We start from the raw sequence: 20,859 nt of genomic DNA, 5'->3' as shown, positions 1-20,859 counted from the left end.
CGCGTTATCGTTCATCGCGGGCAAGCCCGGCTCCCACAGGTTCAGTGCAATCCTGTGGGGGCCGGGCTTGCCCGCGATGGCGTCAGCCCATTAACCACGGCAACATCTGACTCAATACACCCAAACCTCAACCCGCCGATTCTTGATCCGCCCCTCATCCACGCTATTCGCCGCCACCGGCATCTCGGCGCCAAAACCGCGAATCTCGCGAAACACCACGCCGCTTTTCACCAATTCCCGCCGCACCGCCATGGCCCGCAGCTTCGATAACAGATCGGCACGCGCCGGATCGCTCTTGGCATCACCAAACCCCACCAGCGTCACCTGCCGATTGGTTTTGCCGCGCTGCTTTATATAGTCGAGCACCCGTGACAAGTCTTGTCGGGCCTTGTTGTCGAGCGTCGCGCTGCCTTCCTCGAAACGGAAATTCACCGACAACCGCTGGGCGTGGCGGCTGAGTGCCTGATAACCCTCGGGCATCAAGGCGTTCGGCGTGACGCTCATGGCCTGCACGGTCTGCGCAACAAAGCCGTTGTCCGCGACAATCGCCTGGCCTTTGCTGCTTTGCGCGAAGGCCACCAGCGCTTGCGCCCATGGATTTTTCCCGTTGGGCGGCAGGTAAAAGAACAGCCGCCTTGACAGCGGGTAATCCTCCGTGGCAATCAGGCTATTGAGCGGCAACATGGCTTGGGATTGGCCATCGGCAATCGCGACGGCTTTGGCCTGGCGCACGTAAGGCAAGCCGATAAAGCCAATGCCTTGCGGATCCTGGCTGACAGCGTCGGACAATTGTTCGCTGGATTCGAAGCGTTTCGCGGCGTTATTCAGTGTTTTCCCACGGCGACTGAGGACCAATTCCTTGAAAGTGTCGTAGGTGCCCGACTGATCATCCCGCGCATACAGGTGAATCGTCCCACCACGGCCGCCGAGTTCTTCCCAGGTTTTTGCCTCACCGCTGAAAATTCGCGCCAGTTGTTCGGTGTCGAGTTGGTTCAGCGGATTTTGCGGATGAAGGATGATCGCCAGTCCGTCGATGGCAATGACCTGCTCGGCGCCGGGGCTTTTGAGGTCACCCAACGACTTGAGGTCTGCCCGTTCGCTGTCCTTGATCGGGCGCGAAGAGGCGGCGAGATCGGCGGACGCGGTTTTCAAGGCGCTGAAACCGGTGCTGGAACCATGGGCCGCAACGTCCACCACCACCCGGCGTCCCTGAACGGTTTCGCCGACGATGCGTTGTTCGTTGGCTGTATCGGGGACTTCGCTGTGAACCTTGAGCAGGCCCTGTTCGCGCATCAGCCCCTCGACCAGCGCCGGCCCCAGGGCAGCGCCGATGGTGTTGGAACCCTGGATGCGCAGGACCGGGCCGTTTTCGGGAACCGGCAGATCGCCCGCCGAGGCCGTGAAGGGCAACAAGGCGCACAGCATCAACAGGAATAATCTGCGCAGCGTCATGCCGGCACCTTATCTGGCCAAAGGAAGTGCCGGGAGATTAAGTCAGTAAGATGTCCGAAAGATGACAGTTGCTAAATGTGGGAGCGAACTGTCCCGCTCCCACAGTTTATTTATGTCGAAGTCGAGAGGATCAGCTCAACTCAAGCCAGATCGGCGCATGATCCGATGGTTTTTCCATCCCGCGCAGTTCGTAGTCAACGCCCGCATCCTTCACCCGTGGCAACAACCCATGGGACGCCATGATCAGGTCAATCCGCAGTCCGCGCTTGGGTTCGTCCTCGAAGCCGCGGCTGCGGTAGTCGAACCAACTGAAACGGTCGGCCACGTCCGGGTTCAAGTGACGAAAACTGTCTACCAGACCCCAGTTCTTCAAGCGGGCCATCCACTCGCGTTCTTCCGGCAGGAAGCTGCATTTGCCGGTTTTCAGCCAGCGTTTCATGTTGTCCGGGCCGATCCCGATGTCGCAGTCTTCCGGGGAAATGTTCACGTCGCCCATCACCACCACCGGCTGTTCATTGCTGAACTGGCTTTCCAGCAACTGCTGCAGGTCGCCGTAGAAACGCTCCTTGGCCGGGAACTTGGTCGGATGATCGCGGCTTTCGCCCTGTGGGAAATAGCCATTCATGATGGTCACCGGCACGCCATTGGCGTCGGCAAACGTGCCCCAGATAAAGCGCCGCTGGGCGTCTTCTTCGTCGGTGGCGAACCCTTTATGCAATGCAATCGGTTCTTTGCGCGAGAGCAGGGCGACGCCGTAATGGCCTTTCTGCCCGTGGAAATACACGAGATAACCCAGCGCCTGAACCTCGGCCAGCGGGAATTGGTCGTCGTGAACCTTGGTTTCCTGCAGCCCGATCACGTCTGGCTGGTGCTTGTCGATCAGCGCCGCCAGCTGATGCGGGCGAGCGCGCAGCCCGTTGATGTTGAAGGAGACGATCTTCATGGTCGGCAGTCCTGGCAAAAGGGCGATGCTAGCTGACCTGTAGGAATCGGGCCAGTGTTGAGGTGAGGGGATTCACTTCGTTCTGTCAGATCCGTATGGGCAGTGATGGCCTCTTCGCGAGCAAGCTCGCTCCCACAGGTCATGAGTCTGGTCTATACCTTTGTGGGAGCGACGGTGCGACGATTCGACCTGCTCGCGAAGACGGCTTATGCATTAGCACTGATTCGAATCAACAAGGAACTGTGCCGACACTTGTAGGCTCGTACCAATAAGAGCGCCGCCATTTTGAGTGGCGCCCCGGGGAGATCTACCGTTATGCCCGAAACCTCGACCGCCATTGCCGATATCCACATGCTCGACAGCGGCTACGCCCACGAAGCGCGCTCCCTGCTTTACCACGCTTACCGGCACGAACCGACCTTCGGCTACCTGTTCGAGGCCGAACGTCCCGGCTATGAACACCGTGTGCGGGCGACGGTGCGCGAACTGGTCAAACAACACTTTCTTCAGGATCTGCCGGCCATCGGCCTGCTGGTCAACGACCGCCTGATCGGCATCGCGTTGATCGCCCCGCCACAACGTCGCCTGGGCATCACTGAAAGCTGGGCCTGGCGTTTGCGCATGGTGCTCAGCACCGGTTTTCGTTGCACCCGTCGCTACCTCGATTACCACGCCGCCGTGGCGGCCTGCGTACCGTCCGACTCGGTGCATGTCCTGCCGTTGCTGGGGATTTATCCGCAGTTCCAGGGCAAGCACTTCGGCGAGCAACTGCTGCAAGCGGTGCATAACTGGTGCGCTGTGGATGAAACCTCCCAGGGCGTGATGCTTGATACCGGGAACCCGCGTTATCTGGAGTTTTACAAGCGTCAGGGCTATGAGGAAATTGGCGAGGTCGCCGTCGGACCGATCCGCGAACACGTGTTTTTCCACGCCAATCCCCAGGTGTTACAAGCAGCAACGGCATAACGGTAGAACTTTCACGCCACGCCAGGCTCTATCACGCTCCCAAGCTCGTGATAGCATCCGCGCCTATGAAGTTTCCAGGAAGATTTACCAGTGGCGTGCTGATGCTGTTCACCAGCTGCGCGGCACTGGCGCAAAGTGAATTGGATGTGCGGATCAAACCGTCCAACGATGAACTGAAAGCCAATATAGAGGGCTATATCGGCAGCCTCGGCGACCGTGACGAAGAAGCCTTGCTGCGCTTCAGTCGTGGCGCCGAAGAACAGGCGCGCAAAGCTGCCCAGGCCCTGGGTTATTACCAGCCGCAGATCGACAGCGACGTGAAGGGCGGCAAGACACCGCGCCTGATACTCAACATCGATCCCGGCGAGCCGGTGCATTTGCGCAACGTCACAATTCGCATCGACGGCCCGGCGGCCTCCCTCAAAGCCTTTCGTGTCCCCAAAAGCGCTGCACTTAAAACCGGCGCGGTGCTGAACCATGGCCTTTATGAAGACGCCAAGAAACTGATCCAGAACCAGGCTTCGCGCTATGGCTTCTTCAGCGGCCACTTCACTCATCAGACGTTGTCGGTGGACCCCCGCGCCGGCGTCGCCGACATCGACCTGGTCTATGAAAGCGGCCCGCGTTACGCCTTGGGCAAGGTCAGTTTCGAGGGCGACACGCCATTCGACGAAGACTTGCTGCGGCGCATGGTGCCGTTCAAGGAAGGTGCGCCTTACGACTCCGAACTGATCGCCGAGCTTAATCAGGCGATGCAATCGAGCGGCTATTTCGAAAGCGTGCGGGTGGATGCGGCACCCACGGCGTCGAAGAACGATGTGATCCCGGTCGACGTCAAGCTCGAAACCCGCAAGCCACGGACCATGGGCCTGGGGCTGGGGTATTCCACCGACGTCGGCCCCCGGATCAAGGCCAACTGGACACGGCACTGGGTCAATCCGCAGGGGCACAGCTATGGCTGGGAGACCGAAATCTCGGCGCCACGGCAGAACGTCGGGGTGTTCTACGACATCCCCCTGGACCCGCCGCTGACCGACAAATTGCGCTTCGCCGGCGGTTATCAAAACGAAGAAATCGCCGATAAGGATTCTCTCAGCAAACTCCTGACCCTCGGCCCCGAATGGCACAGCAAGTTGCCCAGCGGTTGGCAGCGGGTGGTGTCGCTCAAGTGGCAACGCGAGGAATACCGGCTCGGCGATGATTCGGGACTCAGCACATTGCTGATGCCCGGCGTCAATTATTCCTACTTGAAAAGCGACAACCGCATCGACCCGCACAACGGCTATCGCCTGGAATTCGAGACCAAAGTGGCCAAGGAAGGCTTGGGTTCGGACAACAACCTGGTCTACGGCACCGCGCTGGTCAAAGGCTTGACCACGGTCTTCGACAAGCACCGTTTCCTCGGTCGGGTGCAGGTCGGCGGCAGCGCCACCAACGGCTACAAGTCAATACCGCCGTCGTTGCGCTTCTTCGCCGGTGGCGATCAGAGCGTGCGCGGCTACGACTATCAAAGCCTGTCCCCGGAGAACTCCGAGGGCGACCGCATCGGTGGCCGCTACATGGTTGCCGGCAGCGTCGAATATCAGTACTCCGTCGCTGAAAAATGGCGGGTCGCGACCTTCGTTGACCAAGGCAACTCCTTTAATACACTCGAACTGCCGAACCTGAAGACCGGCGTGGGCATCGGCGTGCGCTGGGTTTCCCCGGTGGGGCCCATTCGCCTCGACCTGGCTCACGCGATGGACGACGACGGCGGCATTCGACTGCACTTTTCCATGGGGCCCGAGCTGTGAAGCGTGGTTTGAAAATAACGCTGCTGGCGATTCTGGCGCTGCTGATGCTGGTTGTACTGGCCGTGACCTCGGTGCTGGGCACCGCGACGGGCAGCCGTTGGGCGCTCGGCCTGGTGCCGGGCCTGACCGTGGAGAATTTCCAGGGCCGACTGGGCGGGCAGTGGAGTGCCGATCATCTGTTGTGGCAGCAGGACACCAGTCGGGTTGAGCTGAGCCAACCGATATTCGCCTGGTCGCCGCTGTGCCTGACGCGCATGACCTTGTGCATCGAGCAATTGAAGGTCGATCAGGTCAGCCTGCAATTTCCACCGGGTAGCGATGAAGACAGCAGCGGCGATATCGAGCTCCCGGAGCTGAAGTTACCGTTGGCCATCGAGTTGGGCGACGTCCAGATCGGCAGCCTGCTGTTCAACGGCAGCGAAGAACTCAAAGGCCTGCAACTGGCTGCGCACTGGACCGCACAGGGCATGCAGATCGACTCGGTGAAGTTGCAGCGTGACGATTTGAGCTTGAACCTTTCAGGCCTGCTGCAACCCAGCGGCAACTGGCCGCTCAAGGCCCAAGGCACGTTGACCCTGCCGGCCCCCGAGCCTTGGAGCCTGGCGCTGAAGGTGGACGGCGACCTGCTGAAAACCCTGAACCTGAAAGCCGACAGCAGCGGTTACCTGAACGGACAACTGACCGGTGAACTGCAACCGCTGGTGGACAACCTTCCGGCGAAAGTACGGATCACCGCCGACAGTTTCAAACCCAGCGCCGACCTGCCGGACACCTTGCAACTCAATCAACTGGAACTCACCGGCGATGGCGACCTGAAAAACGGCTACCAGTTGCTCGGCAAAGCCACGCTGCCCGCAGAAAAAGGCCCGATTGCGTTGTTGCTGCAAGGCAAGGTCGACGCCAACGGCGCGCAGATTGCCGCCCTCGACCTGACCGCCAACGACAAGCAAAGCCTGAAACTCACCGGCAACCTCGACTGGAGCAAAGGCCTGAGCGCCGATGCGAAGATCGACTGGCTGGATTTTCCGTGGCACAGCCTTTATCCACTGATCGATGAGCCCGAAGTGGCGTTGCGCAGCTTCAACGGTGAAGTCTCCTACACCGACGGAAAATACATCGGTCACTTCACATCGGCACTCGATGGTCCCGCCGGTGCGTTCAGCCTCGAAAGCCCGTTCAGCGGCGACCTGACGAAAATCTATCTGCAACAGATTCAACTCGAAGCCGGGCAGGGCAAGGCCGTGGGGCATCTGAACCTGCAGTTTGCTGATGGCATTGCCTGGGACACCGCGCTCGACCTCTCGGCGATCAACCCGGCGTATTGGGTCGCGGAGTTGCCGGGCACGTTGGCCGGGCCGTTGCGCAGCACAGGCGAAATGAAGAATGAGAAGCTCAGCCTGAGTGCCGACCTGGACCTGAAAGGCAAACTGCGCGGGCAACCGGCGGTGATCCAGGCCAAGGCCGACGGCGGCGGCGAGCAATGGAACCTCAACGCGCTGCAAATCCGCCTCGGTGACAACAGCATCAACGGCAAGGGCAGCCTGCAACAGAAGCTCGCCGGCCAGATCGACATCAAGCTGCCACGCCTGGCCCAGCTCTGGCCGCAACTGCGCGGTCAGCTCAACGGTCGCCTCGATGTCGCCGGCACGCTCAAGGCGCCGCAAGGCAAGCTCGGGTTGCAAGGCACGCAACTGGCTTTCGAAGACAATCGCCTGCAAAGCCTGAATCTGGACGCGACCCTCGACGGCGCGCAACGGGCAAAAATCGACCTCAAGGGCAGCGGCATCCAGGCCGGTGACACGTCCTTGGGAACGCTGACCGCCACTGGTCAGGGCGATATCAAGAACCAGAAACTCGCCCTCAACCTGCAAGGACCGAAGCTGAAACTGGCGCTCGGCCTTGACGGTGCGCTGGACAAGGGCAACTGGCGCGGACGTCTGGCCAGCGGTGATATCCAGGCCGGCGGCCAGGATTGGAAACTGCAAGGCCCGGCGAAGCTTGAGCGGCTGGCGGACGGCAAGATCAATTTCGGCGCCCATTGCTGGATGTCCGGCGCGGCCAGTCTGTGCGGCGAAGACCAGCGTCTGATGCCGGAACCGAAGCTGCGTTATCACCTCAAGCAATTCCCGATTGAAAGCCTCGCGCAATGGTTGCCGAAGGATTTTGCCTGGAAGGGGAAACTCAACGCCGACCTGCAACTGGACCTGCCGGCCAGTGGCCCGAACGGCCAGATCAGCGTCGATGCCAGCGGCGGCACGTTGCGCATGAAGGAGAAGGACCAGTGGCTGGACTTCCCGTACCAGACCCTGAAACTCACCAGCAAACTCACGCCCAAACGCATCGACACCGACCTCAACTTCGTCGGCGGCAAGCTCGGCGAACTGATGGTGCAGGCGCAAATCAATCCGCTGCCGAAAAACAAACCGCTCACGGGGTCGTTCCGTCTCAGTGGGCTGGATCTGTCGGTGGCGCGGCCGTTTGTGCCGATGGTCGAGAAGCTCACCGGGCGTTTGAACGGCAGCGGCACGCTTTCCGGTGATCTGCTGGCGCCGCAGGTGAACGGCAATCTGCTGCTCAGCGACGGCGAAGTGTCCGGGCCTGAATTGCCGATGGAGTTGCAGGGCTTGCAGCTACAAGCGCAGATCGCCGGCGAAACGGTTCAGTTGAGCGGCGGCTGGAAAAGCGGCAAGAGCGGGCAGGGCAGTCTCAACGGCCACATCGCCTGGGGGCAGGCGCTGGTGGTGGACCTGACGCTCAAGGGCTCGCAATTGCCCGTCACCGTCGAACCCTACGCCAAGCTGGAAGTGGCGCCGGACCTGAAGATCTCGATGAAGGACGACCAACTGGCGATCGCCGGCAAAGTGCAGGTGCCCAAGGGCGAAATCACCGTGCGCGAGTTGCCGCCGTCGACGGTCAAGGTCTCCGATGACACGGTGATCGTCGGCCAGCAGACCGAGGAGGGCAAGCCGCCGCTGGCCATGAAGATGGACATCGATGTGGTGGTGGGTGAGGACAAACTCAGTTTTGCCGGGTTTGGCCTGACCGCCAACCTGCAAGGTCATGTGCACATCGGCGACAACATGGACACCCGCGGCGAGCTCTGGCTCAACGATGGGCGTTATCGAGCCTATGGCCAGCGTCTGACGGTGCGCCGTGCACGGCTGCTGTTCGCCGGCCCGATTGACCAGCCGTATCTGGACATCGAAGCCATTCGCCAGACTGACGACGTGATCGCCGGCATTCGCCTCAGCGGCAGCGCCGAGCAGCCGACTACGCAGATTTTCTCCGAACCGGCCATGAGCCAGGAACAGGCCTTGTCCTATCTGGTGCTGGGGCGCCCGTTGAGCACTAACGGTGAAGACAACAACATGTTGGCCCAGGCGGCGCTCGGGTTGGGCTTGATGGGCAGCTCGGGGGTGACCGGCAAACTGGCCAACGACCTGGGGATTCAGGACTTCCAGCTCGACACCCAAGGCAGCGGCAACACCACCAGCGTCGTGGCCAGCGGCAATATCTCCGAGAAGCTCAGCCTGCGTTATGGCGTGGGCGTGTTCGAGCCGGCCAACACCATCGCCTTGCGCTACAAACTGAGCAAGAAGGTCTACCTCGAAGCCGCCGGCGGCGTGGCCAGTTCGCTGGATATCTTCTACAAGCGGGATTTCTAAGCCCGCGTTCCTTCAAAAAGACCGAGTCGGCCCAATCGCGGGCAAGCTCGCTCCCACAAGGTTCAGTGTGATCCCTGTGGGAGCGAGCTTGCTTGCGATGGCGTCAGATGCGTCACCGCAAATCCATCGCCATTTATCAGTCAAATAGCAAGCAACCTAACTATTACGTTGACATTCGCTGCCTAGGCAGTAACATCTCGTCATACATTCTCTGCCTAGGCAGCTAATTGGTGGTCAGATGAAACATTTCACCCCGGACGCATTCCACACCTGCCATCTCGGCCTCCTGCTCGGGCGCGCTGCGCTGCTCAAGGACCGGATCATCGACACGCACATGGAGCCCCACGGCATCACCGCCGCGCAGTTCAAAGTGCTGATCATCATGGCCCAGTTCGGCGTCGATACCCCGGCCGAGCTGTGCCGTCACCTGTCGCTGGACAGCGGTTCGATGACCCGCATGCTCGATCGTCTGGAACAGAAAGGTTTCCTCGCCCGCCAACGTTCCGAGGCGGATCGCCGTCAGGTGCAACTGGTGCTGACCGAGCAAGGCCAGCAATTGACTGACCGCCTGCCGGAAATCGGCGCCGACGCCATGAATGAGCTGGCCGGCGCGATCACCCCGGAAGAACTGAAAACCCTGGAGCAGATTCTCAAGAAAATGCTGGTAGCAGCCGGTGACTCGATCACCTTGCTGCGGGTAGGTGACCAATGAGCAGTAAAACCCTGCGTGCCGGCCTGAGCCTGGTGCTGGCGGCCATGACACTGGCCGGTTGCGCCAGTTACAGCGGCCTGACCACTGAAGGTAAAAGCCTCGATGCGAAATCCCTCAAGGCCGGGCAATCCCTGAGCGGCGTGACCTTGTCGCCTGCGGCCTGGCCAAAAAGCGATTGGTGGAAAAGCCTTGGCGATCCGCAACTCGACGGCTTGATCCGCGAAGCGCTGCACGACAGCCCCGACATGCAGATCGCCGACGCTCGCGCTCACCAGGCCAGCGCCGCTGCGTATGCCGCCGATGCCGCGCGGATGCCGACCCTCGATGCCAGCGCCGGCGTCAGCCGTTCGCGCCTGGCCCGCGATCAAGACCCGAGGGGCGAGGGTGATGCGTACTCAACCGTGCGTAATATCGGTGCCAGTTTCAATTACAACTTCGATCTCTGGGGCGGTCAGCGTGATGCGTGGGAGGCGGCATTGGGCGAGGCCCGTGCGGCGGAAGTCGATCAGCAGGCTGCGCAGTTGACCTTGTCCGCCGACGTCGCCCGGGCCTACAGCGACCTGGGCCAGGCGCACATCGTCTATGACCTGGCCAATGAAGACCTCAAACGCACCAGGCAAATGCTCGACCTGAGCCAACGCCGCCTGAGCTCGGGGATCGACAGCCAATACCAGTTCCAGCAAACCGAAAGCCTGGAAGCCAGCTCCGAAGCCAGCCTGATCGACGCCGAAAAACGCCTGCAAAGCGCAAAAATCGCCTTGGCGGTACTGCTCGGCAAAGGCCCGGATCGTGGCAATGAAATCGCCCGGCCGAAGATCCTGCAAGCCAGCGCCGTGGCGCTGCCATCGGTGTTGCCGGCCGAGTTGCTCGGTCGTCGTCCCGACCTGGTGGCCGCACGCTGGCGAGTCGAGGCAGCGAGCAAGAACATCGCCGCCGGTAAAACCCAGTTCTACCCCAACCTCAACCTGAGCGCCGCAGCCGGTGCCGAGTCGCTGCTGGGTGATGCGATGTTTGGGTCGGCAAGCCGTTTCTTCAACGTTTCGCCGACGATCTCGGTGCCGATTTTCGACGGTGGCCGCCTGCGCGCCGACCTCGATTCCCGCGACGCCGATTACGACCTCGCGGTGGCGCAGTACAACAAAAGCCTGGTGAAAGCCCTGGGCGACGTCAGCGACACCATCAACCAGTTGCGCGACATCGGCCGGCAGATCGGGGCGCAGCAGCACGCCACCGACATTGCGCAGGATTCTTACAACACCGTGGTCCAGCGGTACGGTTCCGGCATCGGTAACTACCTGGATGTGCTCAGCATCGAGCAGCAATTGCTCCAGGCCCAGCGTCAGTTGGCCAACCTGAATGCCGAGCAGATCGACCTGTCGATCCAACTGATGCAGGCGCTGGGCGGCGGCTTCCAGGGCGAAACCCTGACCGCAGCCAACGCACTCCCAGCCACGCAGCACAATTAATTCAAGGTATTGGTCATGGCCACTGCAGAAAACACCCAAACCCCTGACAACGCTCAAGACACCAGCAACCCGCGCAAACGCAAAATCATGCTGGTGATGCTCGCGATCGTGGTGATCCTCGCCGGTGTCGGCGTCTGGGGGTATCACGAATTCTACGGGCGCTGGAATGAAAGCACCGACGACGCCTATGTGAACGGCAACGTGGTGGAAATCACCCCGCTGGTGACCGGTACCGTGGTCAGCATCGGCGCCGATGATGGCGACCTGGTCCATGAAGGCCAGGTGCTGATCAACTTCGACCCGAACGACGCCCAGGTCGGTCTGCAAAGTGCCCAGGCCAACCTGGCCCGCACTGTGCGCCAGGTGCGCGGCCTGTACAGCAACGTCGATGGCATGAAAGCCCAGGTCAACGCCCAGCAGGCTGAAGTGCAAAAGGCCCAGGACAACTTCAATCGCCGGAAAAACCTTGCCGCTGGCGGTGCGATTTCCCAGGAAGAACTGTCCCATGCTCGCGACGACCTGACCTCGGCGCAAAACGCCCTGGCCAACGCCAAACAGCAACTGAAAACCACCAGCGCGCTGGTGGATGATACCGTGGTCTCGTCGCATCCGGACGTGATGGCGGCGGCTGCGCAATTGCGTCAGGCCTATCTGAACAATTCCCGCAGCACCTTGATCGCACCCGTTACCGGGTACGTGGCTAAACGTTCCGTGCAACTGGGCCAGCGCGTCCAGCCGGGCACCGCGTTGATGGCGGTTATTCCTCTGGATCAGCTGTGGATCGACGCCAACTTCAAGGAAACCCAGCTGCGCGACATGCGCATCGGTCAACCGGTGGACATCGAAGCCGACCTCTACGGCAGCGACGTGAAATTCAGCGGCACCATCGACAGCCTCGGCGCTGGTACCGGCAGCGCGTTTGCCTTGCTACCGGCGCAGAACGCCACCGGTAACTGGATCAAGATCGTGCAACGGGTGCCCGTGCGGATTCACATCAACGCCGAAGAACTGGCCAAGCACCCGTTGCGGGTCGGCCTGTCGACTCAGGTCGATGTGAACCTGCACGACCAGAGCGGCCCGGTGCTGGCGCAACAGCCGCCGCAAAAAGCTTCGTTCAGCACCAACGTCTACGACCGTCAGCTGGCCGAGGCCGACGCGATGATCACTCAGTTGATCCACGACAACAGCGCGGCGGTCAGCAAAACCGTCCAGCGCTGATTCGCCATCACACCGGTCCTGTGGGAGCGAGCTTGCTCGCGATGGCGGATTTGCATTCAACATCTTTGTTGATTGATCCACCGCTATTGCGAGCAAGCTCGCTCCCACAAGGTCAGCGGCACCCTTTGAAAGGCGCCGCGCCTGCCCAGCTTCAAGGGATTCACAATGAGCAATAACGCGTCTTTCACGCCGCCCAGCCTGCTGCTCAGCACCATCGGCCTGTCGCTGGCGACTTTCATGCAAGTGCTCGACACCACCATCGCCAACGTGGCGCTGCCGACGATTTCCGGCAACCTGGGCGTGAGTTCGGAGCAGGGCACCTGGGTGATCACTTCGTTTGCGGTGAGCAATGCGATTGCGCTGCCGCTGACCGGTTGGCTCAGTCGGCGTTTCGGTGAGGTGAAGCTGTTTCTCTGGGCGACGATTCTGTTTGTGCTGGCCTCGTTTCTCTGCGGTATCTCGACCTCGATGCCCGAGCTGATTGGCTTCCGGGTGTTGCAAGGCCTGGTGGCGGGGCCGTTGTACCCAATGACCCAGACGCTGCTGATAGCGGTCTATCCACCCGCCAGGCGCGGCATGGCCCTGGCGTTGCTGGCGATGGTCACGGTGGTCGCGCCGATTGCAGGTCCCATCCTCGGCGGCTGGATTACCGACAGTTATAGCTGGCCGTGGATCTTTTTTATCAACGTGCCGATCGGCATCTTTGCGGTGATGGTGGTGCGCCAGCAACTCAAGGCGCGTCCGGTGGAAACCAGTCGTCAGCCGATGGATTACGTGGGTTTGATCACGCTGATCATTGGTGTCGGCGCGTTGCAGGTGATCCTCGACAAGGGCAATGACCTCGATTGGTTCGAGTCGAACTTCATCCTCATCGGCGCGGCGATTTCAGTGATCGCGCTGGCCGTGTTCGTGATCTGGGAAATGACCGATAAACACCCCGTGGTCAACCTGCGGCTGTTCGCTTACCGCAACTTCCGCATCGGCACCATCGTGCTGGTGTTGGGTTACGCCGGGTTCTTCGGCATCAACCTGATCCTGCCGCAATGGCTGCAAACCCAGATGGGGTACACGGCGACGTGGGCGGGGCTGGCGGTGGCACCCATCGGGATCCTGCCGGTGCTGATGTCGCCGTTTGTCGGCAAGTATGCGCACAAGTTCGACCTGCGGCTGCTGGCTGGCCTGGCGTTTCTGGCGATTGGCCTGAGCTGCTTCATGCGCGCCGGGTTCACTAATGAAGTGGACTTCCAGCACATCGCCCTCGTGCAGCTGTTCATGGGCATTGGCGTGGCGCTGTTCTTTATGCCGACCTTGAGCATCCTGATGTCGGACCTGCCACCAAGCCAGATTGCCGATGGCGCGGGTCTGGCAACGTTTCTGCGGACCTTGGGCGGCAGTTTTGCGGCATCGCTGACCACGTGGATCTGGATTCGTCGGGCGGATCAGCATCACGCCTACATGAGTGAAAGCATCAGCACTTATGAGCCCGCGACCCGCGAGGCACTGAATGCGCTGGGCGGACCGAGCAATCCAGCGTATGCGCAGCTGGATCATGTGCTGACCAGTCAGGCCTACATGCTGTCCACCGTGGATTATTTCACGTTGCTGGGGTGGGCATTCATGGGCTTGATCGTGATTGTGTGGCTGGCGAAACCGCCGTTTGCGGCGAAGGCGGGGCCTGCGGCCTCCGGCCATTGAGCCAACCACAAACCCTGTGGGAGCGGGCTTGCCCGCGATGGCGGTGGATCAGTCAAAAAAGTTGTTGAATGTGATTCCGCTATCGCGGGCAAGCCCGCTCCCACAGGTTCTTGTGTCCGGCAGTTAGATCGTGGGGGCTGCGAGTTGTGGCGGCGGGGCGAAGTCGAAGGGGGCGAGGGCAAACCCTTGCTCATCCACCTGCAACGCCCAGCCCTGACGGTCCCAATCCCCCAGCACAATGCGTTTGGCTGCTTGTTCGCCAATCTGCAATTTGTGAATAGCCGGGCGATGGGTGTGCCCATGGATCAAGGTCTTCACGCCGTATTCCTGCATGATCCGCGGCACTTCTTCCGGCGTGACATCGACAATGTCATTGGCCTTCATCCGCGTCTGCGTCCGGCTTTCGCTGCGCAGCTTGCGCGCCAGTTTATGCCGCGTGCGCAAGGGCAGGTGCCGCAGGATGAACAGGGTGATCGGATTACGCAGGTAACGACGCAGCTTCATATAAGCTTCGTCGCGGGTGCAGAGGCTGTCGCCGTGCATCAAGAGCACCGGCTCGCCGTTGAACTGCACGACACTCGGGTCCTTCAATAACGTGCAGCCGGCCTGTTTGCAAAAGGCCTGGCCGAGCATGAAGTCGCGATTGCCGTGCATCAGAAATATGGCCGTGCCGCTGTCGCTAAGAGTGCGCAGGGCCTGGCAGATGGAACGCTGGAACGGCGTCATGGCATCGTCGCCAATCCACGCCTCGAAAAAGTCGCCCAGAATGTACAGCGCACTCGCCGAGCGGGCGCGTCCGGCGAGCAAATCCAGAAACGCCCGGGTGATGTCCGGGCGCTCCTCTTCCAGATGCAAGTCTGAAATCAGCAGTATCACGCTTCGATGATCTCGGCTTTCTCGATGATCACGTCTTCTGCTGGCACGTCCTGGTGGCCGCCTTTCATGGTGGTGGAAACACCTTTGATCTTGTCGACAACGTCGGTGCCTTCAACGACTTTGGCGAACACGGCGTAGCCCCAGCCCTGAGTGGTCTTGGCGCTGTGGTTCAGGAAGCTGTTGTCAGCCACGTTGATGAAGAACTGGGCGGAAGCCGAATGCGGCTCCATGGTGCGGGCCATGGCGACGGTGTATTTGTCGTTCGGCAGGCCGTTGTCGGCTTCGTTCTGGATGCTTGGGCGCTTGTCTTTCTTTTCTTTCATGCCTGGCTCGAAACCGCCGCCCTGGATCATGAAGTTACCGATGACGCGGTGGAAAACGGTGTTTTCGTAGTGACCGGCTTTGACGTACTCGATGAAGTTGGCCACGGTAGTCGGGGCTTTCTCGGCGTTCAGTTCCAGGACGATGTCGCCATGGTTGGTGGTCAGTTTGACTTGGGTCATGATCGGTACTCTTTCTAATAATTCGTGGGTTTCGGGGCGTTGAAGCCCTCAACCGGTCCGGCCAAATTCGGCCAAGGTGCGCAGTTTAGCGTGCCGGGCGCGAATTTCGAGGCTGTTTTTCATTTGCATCCGATTAAATGCAACCGTTTTCGGGCCTGCTCTGTCAGCGACTTGACGGCATCGGCTATGATAAGCCCCTTTGTTTTAACAGCCGCTTTGATTTGGCCAACTGGCCGCGCACTTGTACGTTCAAGGATCCTATGAGCAAGCCCACTGTCGACCCTACCTCGAATTCCAAGACCGGCCCTGCCGTGCCGGTCAATTTCCTGCGCCCGATCATCCAGGCGGACCTGGACTCGGGTAAGCACACGCAGATCGTCACCCGTTTCCCGCCTGAGCCCAACGGTTACCTGCACATCGGTCACGCCAAGTCGATTTGCGTGAACTTCGGCCTGGCCCAGGAATTTGGCGGCGTCACGCACCTGCGTTTCGACGACACTAACCCGGCCAAGGAAGACCAGGAATACATCGACGCGATCGAAAGCGACGTCAAATGGCTGGGCTTTGAATGGTCCGGCGAAGTGCGCTATGCCTCGCAGTATTTCGACCAGTTGCACGATTGGGCCGTCGAGCTGATCAAGGCCGGCAAGGCCTACGTCGATGACCTGAGCCCGGAACAGGCCAAGGAATACCGCGGCACCCTGACCGAGCCGGGCAAGAACAGCCCGTTCCGTGATCGCTCCGTGGAAGAAAACCTCGACTGGTTCGCCCGCATGCGTGCCGGCGAGTTCCCGGACGGCGCACGTGTGCTGCGAGCCAAGATCGACATGGCCTCGCCGAACATGAACCTGCGCGACCCGATCATGTACCGCATCCGTCACGCTCACCACCACCAGACCGGCGACAAGTGGTGCATCTACCCGAACTACGACTTCACCCACGGTCAGTCGGACGCCATCGAAGGCATCACCCACTCGATCTGCACCCTGGAGTTCGAAAGCCATCGGCCGCTGTACGAGTGGTTCCTCGAGAACCTGCCGGTCCCGGCGAACCCGCGTCAGTACGAGTTCAGCCGCCTGAACCTGAACTACACGATCACCAGCAAGCGCAAGCTCAAGCAACTGGTCGATGAAAAGCATGTGTTCGGCTGGGACGATCCGCGCATGTCCACGCTGTCCGGCTTCCGCCGCCGTGGTTACACGCCTGCGTCGATCCGCAATTTCTGCGACATGGTTGGCACCAACCGTTCTGACGGCGTGGTCGATTTCGGCATGCTCGAGTTCAGCATCCGTCAGGATCTGGACCAGAACGCTCCGCGCGCGATGTGCGTGCTGCGTCCGTTGAAGGTGGTGATCACCAACTACCCGGAAGACCAGGTCGAGAACCTCGAACTGCCGCGTCATCCGCAGAAAGAAGAACTGGGCGTGCGCAAGCTGCCGTTCGCCCGTGAAATCTACATCGACCACGATGACTTCATGGAAGAGCCGCCAAAAGGCTACAAGCGCCTGGAGCCGAACGGCGAAGTGCGTCTGCGCGGCAGCTACGTGATCCGCGCCGACGAAGCGATCAAGGACGCCGATGGCAACATCGTCGAACTGCGTTGCTCGTATGACCCGGAAACATTGGGCAAAAACCCTGAAGGCCGCAAGGTCAAAGGCGTGGTTCACTGGGTGCCGGCTGCGGCCAGCGTCGAATGCGAAGTGCGCTTGTACGATCGCCTGTTCCGTTCGGCCAACCCTGAGAAGGCCGAAGACAGCGCCAGTTTCCTGGACAACATCAACCCTGATTCGCTGCAAGTCCTCACCGGTTGTCGTGCTGAACCCTCGCTGGGCAACGCACAGCCGGAAGACCGTTTCCAGTTCGAGCGCGAAGGTTACTTCTGCGCGGATATCAAGGACTCGAAACCCGGTGCTCCGGTATTCAACCGTACCGTGACCTTGCGTGATTCGTGGGGCCAGTGATTCAAGGAACATAAAGTGCTTACGATCTACAACACGCTCACCAAGAGCAAAGAAGTCTTCAAGCCGCTGGATGGCAACAATGTGCGCATGTACGTCTGCGGGATGACCGTGTACGACTACTGCCACATTGGCCACGGCCGCAGCATGGTCGCGTTCGACCTGGTGACCCGCTGGTTGCGTTTCAGCGGTTATAACCTGACGTATGTGCGCAACATCACCGACATTGAAGACAAGATCATCAATCGGGCCAAGGAGAACGGCGAGCCGTTCGACGTGTTGACCGAACGCATGATCACCGCGATGCACGAGGACGAGGCGCGCCTCAATATCCTCAAGCCGGACATGGAACCGCGAGCCACCGATCACATCGCTGGCATGCAGACCATGATCCAGACCCTGATCGACAAGGGTTACGCCTACGCACCGGGCAATGGCGACGTGTACTACCGCGTCGCCAAGTTCATGGGCTACGGCAAGCTGTCGCGCAAGAAGATCGAAGACCTGCGCATCGGTGCACGGATCGAAGTCGACGAGTCGAAACAGGATCCGCTGGACTTCGTGCTGTGGAAAGGCGCCAAGCCGGGCGAGCCGAGCTGGCCATCGCCGTGGGGCGACGGTCGTCCGGGCTGGCACATCGAGTGCTCGGTGATGTCGACCTGCTGCCTCGGCGAGACCTTCGACATTCATGGCGGCGGCAGCGACCTCGAGTTCCCGCACCACGAAAACGAAATCGCCCAGAGCGAAGCGGCCACCGGCAAGACCTACGCCAACGCGTGGATGCATTGCGGCATGATTCGCATCAATGGCGAGAAGATGTCCAAGTCCTTGAACAACTTCTTCACCATTCGCGACGTGCTGGAAAAGTACCACCCGGAAGTCGTGCGTTACCTGCTGGTGTCGAGCCACTACCGCAGCGCGATCAACTATTCGGAAGACAACCTCAAGGACGCCAAAGGCGCACTCGAGCGTTTCTACCATGCGTTGAAAGGCCTGCCGAACGTGGCGCCGGCCGGCGGCGAAGCCTTTGTCGAGCGTTTCACCCAGGTGATGAACGACGACTTCGGTACGCCGGAAGCCTGCGCGGTGCTGTTCGAGATGGTGCGCGAGATCAACCGTCTGCGCGAGAGCGATCTCGATGCAGCGGCGGGTCTGGCGGCGCGCTTGAAGGAACTGGCCAGCGTGCTGGGCGTGTTGCAGCTTGAGGCCGATGACTTCTTGCAGGCCGGCGCTGAAGGGCGGGTGGATGCGGCAGAGGTTGATGCGCTGATTGCTGCGCGTTTGGCGGCACGTGCTGGCAAGGACTGGGCGGAATCCGACCGTATCCGCGACCAGCTCACCGCCATGGGCGTGGTACTGGAAGACGGGAAGGGCGGCACGACCTGGCGGTTGGCTGACTGACAGCGTTATCCGCTACAAAACAAAACCCGCCTTGTGCGGGTTTTTGTTTGTGGGTAGGAGCAAGTGCAGCGCTGCCCCGGCTGGACCCATCGCGGGCAAGCCCGCTCCCACAGTGATGGTGGTGGCTTCCGATTTTGTGGACGACACAAAACCCTGTGGGAGCGGGATTGCCCGCGATGGTCTCAAGCCGAACACCATCACCGCAGTTCACTCAATTACTCAGCCTGGCGCAATCGCTTGTAAAGGGTATTCCGGCTCACCCCAAGACGCCGGGCGAGGTGCGAGATATTGCCTCCAGCCGCCTGCAATAACCGATTCAAATCCTCGGCATCATTCAAATCCACCGCCAACGGTTCCGGCGAATCCACCGGCTCCAGCTCCAGATCGACAAAAAAATCATCCGGCAAATGCTCCGGCCGCACCGGTTGTTCTTCGGCCATGGCCAGCGCTACCTGCATCACGCTGCTGACCTGCCTTAAATTCCCCGGCCACGGATGACGGCCGAACAACTCCATCACCTCACGGCTCAACCCGGCCCACTGCGACGGCTCGCGATGCTGTTCCCATATACGTTTGAACAGCGCCTGTTTGTCACTGCGTTCCCGCAGCGGCGGCAACTCCAGGGTCAAACCGCCGATGCGGTAATAAAGGTCTTCGCGAAACCGCCCCAACTGCACTTGCTCACGCAACGAGCGGTTGGTCGCCGAGATGATGCGGATGTCCACCGGGAACAACTCGCTACTGCCCACCGGTTGCACGCAACGTTCCTGCAAAACCCTTAACAGACGGGCTTGTGTCGGAAGTGGCATGTCGCCGATTTCATCGAGGAACAGGGTGCCTTTGTCGGCCTTGCGGATCAGTCCGATGCTGCCTTTCTGATTGGCACCGGTGAACGCGCCTTTCTCGTAGCCAAACAGCTCGGATTCCACCAGTTCGGCGGGGATCGCTGCACAGTTGACGGCGATGAATGGCTGTTTGCTCCGAGAACTGGCTTGATGCAGGGCTTTGACGAAGACTTCCTTGCCGACCCCGGTTTCACCGTGGATCAACAGCGGAATGTCTTTCTCCAGCAAACGCTCGGCCTGGCGCACGGCTTTTTCCACGCGACTGTCGCCGAAATGCAAGGTATTGAGGCTGATCGCAGCGGGCGCGGCCGCAGCAGGTTCTGCGCGCTTGGTTTCAGAAAACAGGCGAGCCTGAATCGGCACCTGTTTCGGCCGTTTCAACAGGCATTGAAAACGGTTGCGCCCCGAGGCTTGCAGGGCGAAGGGCAGGCCATCGGGCTGGTTCAGCAGTTCCAGCAACGACACCTTGAACAGGCTCTCGACGCTGACCCGCGACAGGCTGATGCCCAGCAGATTGTCAGCCCGGCGATTCGCCGACAGCACCTGGCCGGTTTCATCGAAGATCAGCAAACCGGCCCATTGGCTGTCGAGGTTATTCAGGCCGGTGTTGAAGGTCAGTTGAAAGTGCTGGCCGTGAAAGAGGTTGAGGATCAGCCGGTTTTCCACGGTCTGGCTCATCATCTTGACCATGCCGAGGGTGTGGGACGGCGGCAGGTAGCTGTCGCTGGACACGTCCAGCACCGCGATCACCTTGCGCTCGGCATCGAAAATCGGCGCGGCGGAACCGGTCATGAAGCGGTTGGCCTTGAGGAAGTGTTCATCGTGCTCGATGTGCACTGCCTGCTCGCAGGCCAGCGCGGTGCCGATCGCATTGGTGCCGCTGCAACGTTCCATCCAACTGGCGCCGGCGCTGAAACCGCGGGTCAGACTCGGCTCGATAAAGCGTTGGGTGCCCCAGGACGTCAACACCTGGCCCTGATTGTCGGCGAGCATGATCAGGCAGTTGGAATTGCTCAGGATGTTTTCGTAATACGGCAGGACTTCCTGGTGGGTGGTTTGCACCAGGGAATGCTGGCTCTCCAGCAACTGGGCGATGCCATCGGCGGGCAGTTGATCGAATGCCGGGGCGCTTTGATGGTTGAGGCCGAACGCGCGACAACGGGACCAGGAGTCCTGGATGATGGTGTCGTGGGAGAGCGGCGAGGCGGGTACGGCCATGGCAGTCGATCTCTGAGCATTTATTATTTTTATGGGTTTTGCACATCACGTGAATTTCTCACGTGATGGTTCTGGCACACCACGACTTTGTAGGAGCCGGCTTGCTGGCGATGGCGTCATCTAAATCGCCATCGCCAGCAAGCCGGCT

General features: G+C 60.5%; 14 protein-coding genes. 9 read left to right on the top strand and 5 right to left on the bottom strand.

Translation table 11 applies throughout. The features are described from left to right. Positions 1-111 precede the first annotated feature (111 nt). Together K0F88_RS25600 and xthA are read right to left on the bottom strand one after the other, a co-directional pair. Positions 112-1,452 (bottom strand): substrate-binding domain-containing protein, encoded by a 1,341-nt coding sequence (locus K0F88_RS25600; protein WP_219097071.1) that lies wholly within the window; start codon positions 1,450-1,452, stop codon positions 112-114. A 130-nt stretch (positions 1,453-1,582) separates the two neighbouring features. Then, positions 1,583-2,395, bottom strand: coding sequence for an exodeoxyribonuclease III (gene xthA / locus K0F88_RS25595; protein ID WP_219097070.1), 813 nt, complete (start codon positions 2,393-2,395; stop codon positions 1,583-1,585). Positions 2,396-2,710: 315 nt separating this feature from the next. On the opposite strand from xthA, the gene K0F88_RS25590 reads away from it, so the two are divergent. From K0F88_RS25590 to K0F88_RS25560, 7 genes are all read left to right on the top strand, one after another. After that, the gene (locus K0F88_RS25590) at positions 2,711-3,361 is read left to right on the top strand and encodes an N-acetyltransferase (protein ID WP_219097069.1); all 651 of its coding nucleotides are present in this window, start codon (positions 2,711-2,713) and stop codon (positions 3,359-3,361) included. A gap of 65 nt (positions 3,362-3,426) precedes the next feature. Continuing rightward, positions 3,427-5,154, top strand: a complete 1,728-nt coding sequence (locus tag K0F88_RS25585; protein ID WP_219097068.1) for an autotransporter assembly complex family protein — start codon at positions 3,427-3,429, stop codon at positions 5,152-5,154. Then, entirely contained in the window at positions 5,151-8,819 is a 3,669-nt protein-coding gene (locus K0F88_RS25580) for a translocation/assembly module TamB domain-containing protein (protein ID WP_219097067.1), read from the top strand. Before K0F88_RS25585 ends, K0F88_RS25580 begins: the two co-directional genes overlap by 4 nt. 238 nt (positions 8,820-9,057) lie before the next feature. Further along, positions 9,058-9,531 (top strand): MarR family winged helix-turn-helix transcriptional regulator, encoded by a 474-nt coding sequence (locus K0F88_RS25575; RefSeq protein ID WP_219097066.1) that lies wholly within the window; start codon positions 9,058-9,060, stop codon positions 9,529-9,531. Continuing rightward, entirely contained in the window at positions 9,528-10,997 is a 1,470-nt protein-coding gene (locus tag K0F88_RS25570) for an efflux transporter outer membrane subunit (RefSeq protein ID WP_219097065.1), read from the top strand. The genes K0F88_RS25575 and K0F88_RS25570 overlap by 4 nt, the downstream gene beginning before the upstream one ends. Before the next feature lie 15 nt (positions 10,998-11,012). Further along, a complete protein-coding gene (locus K0F88_RS25565; protein WP_219097064.1) occupies positions 11,013-12,215 on the top strand; it encodes an efflux RND transporter periplasmic adaptor subunit in 1,203 nt (400 codons plus the stop codon). 165 nt (positions 12,216-12,380) lie between these two features. Beyond that, the gene (locus K0F88_RS25560; RefSeq protein ID WP_219097063.1) at positions 12,381-13,910 is read left to right on the top strand and encodes a DHA2 family efflux MFS transporter permease subunit; all 1,530 of its coding nucleotides are present in this window, start codon (positions 12,381-12,383) and stop codon (positions 13,908-13,910) included. Between the two features lie 123 nt (positions 13,911-14,033). Here the strand turns inward: K0F88_RS25560 and lpxH are convergent, their stop codons facing one another. Both lpxH and K0F88_RS25550 read right to left on the bottom strand, forming a co-directional pair. Continuing rightward, a complete protein-coding gene (gene lpxH / locus K0F88_RS25555) occupies positions 14,034-14,786 on the bottom strand; it encodes a UDP-2,3-diacylglucosamine diphosphatase (protein WP_219097062.1) in 753 nt (250 codons plus the stop codon). Continuing rightward, a complete protein-coding gene (locus K0F88_RS25550) occupies positions 14,783-15,289 on the bottom strand; it encodes a peptidylprolyl isomerase (protein WP_219097061.1) in 507 nt (168 codons plus the stop codon). Before K0F88_RS25550 ends, lpxH begins: the two co-directional genes overlap by 4 nt. Before the next feature lie 260 nt (positions 15,290-15,549). On the opposite strand from K0F88_RS25550, the gene K0F88_RS25545 reads away from it, so the two are divergent. Continuing rightward, positions 15,550-17,250, top strand: a complete 1,701-nt coding sequence (locus K0F88_RS25545) for a glutamine--tRNA ligase/YqeY domain fusion protein (protein ID WP_219097060.1) — start codon at positions 15,550-15,552, stop codon at positions 17,248-17,250. 15 nt (positions 17,251-17,265) lie between these two features. Next, entirely contained in the window at positions 17,266-18,648 is a 1,383-nt protein-coding gene (gene cysS, locus K0F88_RS25540) for a cysteine--tRNA ligase (RefSeq protein ID WP_219097059.1), read from the top strand. Positions 18,649-18,863: 215 nt separating this feature from the next. Here the strand turns inward: cysS and K0F88_RS25535 are convergent, their stop codons facing one another. Then, positions 18,864-20,711 carry a sigma-54-dependent Fis family transcriptional regulator gene (locus K0F88_RS25535; RefSeq protein ID WP_219097058.1) on the bottom strand — a complete coding sequence of 616 codons (1,848 nt, stop codon included), beginning with the start codon at positions 20,709-20,711 and terminating at the stop codon, positions 18,864-18,866. Positions 20,712-20,859: the final 148 nt, after the last annotated feature.

The organism is Pseudomonas sp. UMAB-40, assembly GCF_900095275.1.
GTDB lineage: Bacteria > Pseudomonadota > Gammaproteobacteria > Pseudomonadales > Pseudomonadaceae > Aquipseudomonas > Aquipseudomonas mandelii_B.
The sequence above is the reverse complement of the archived record's forward strand: the minus strand, read 5'-3'. Positions and strand labels throughout refer to the sequence as shown.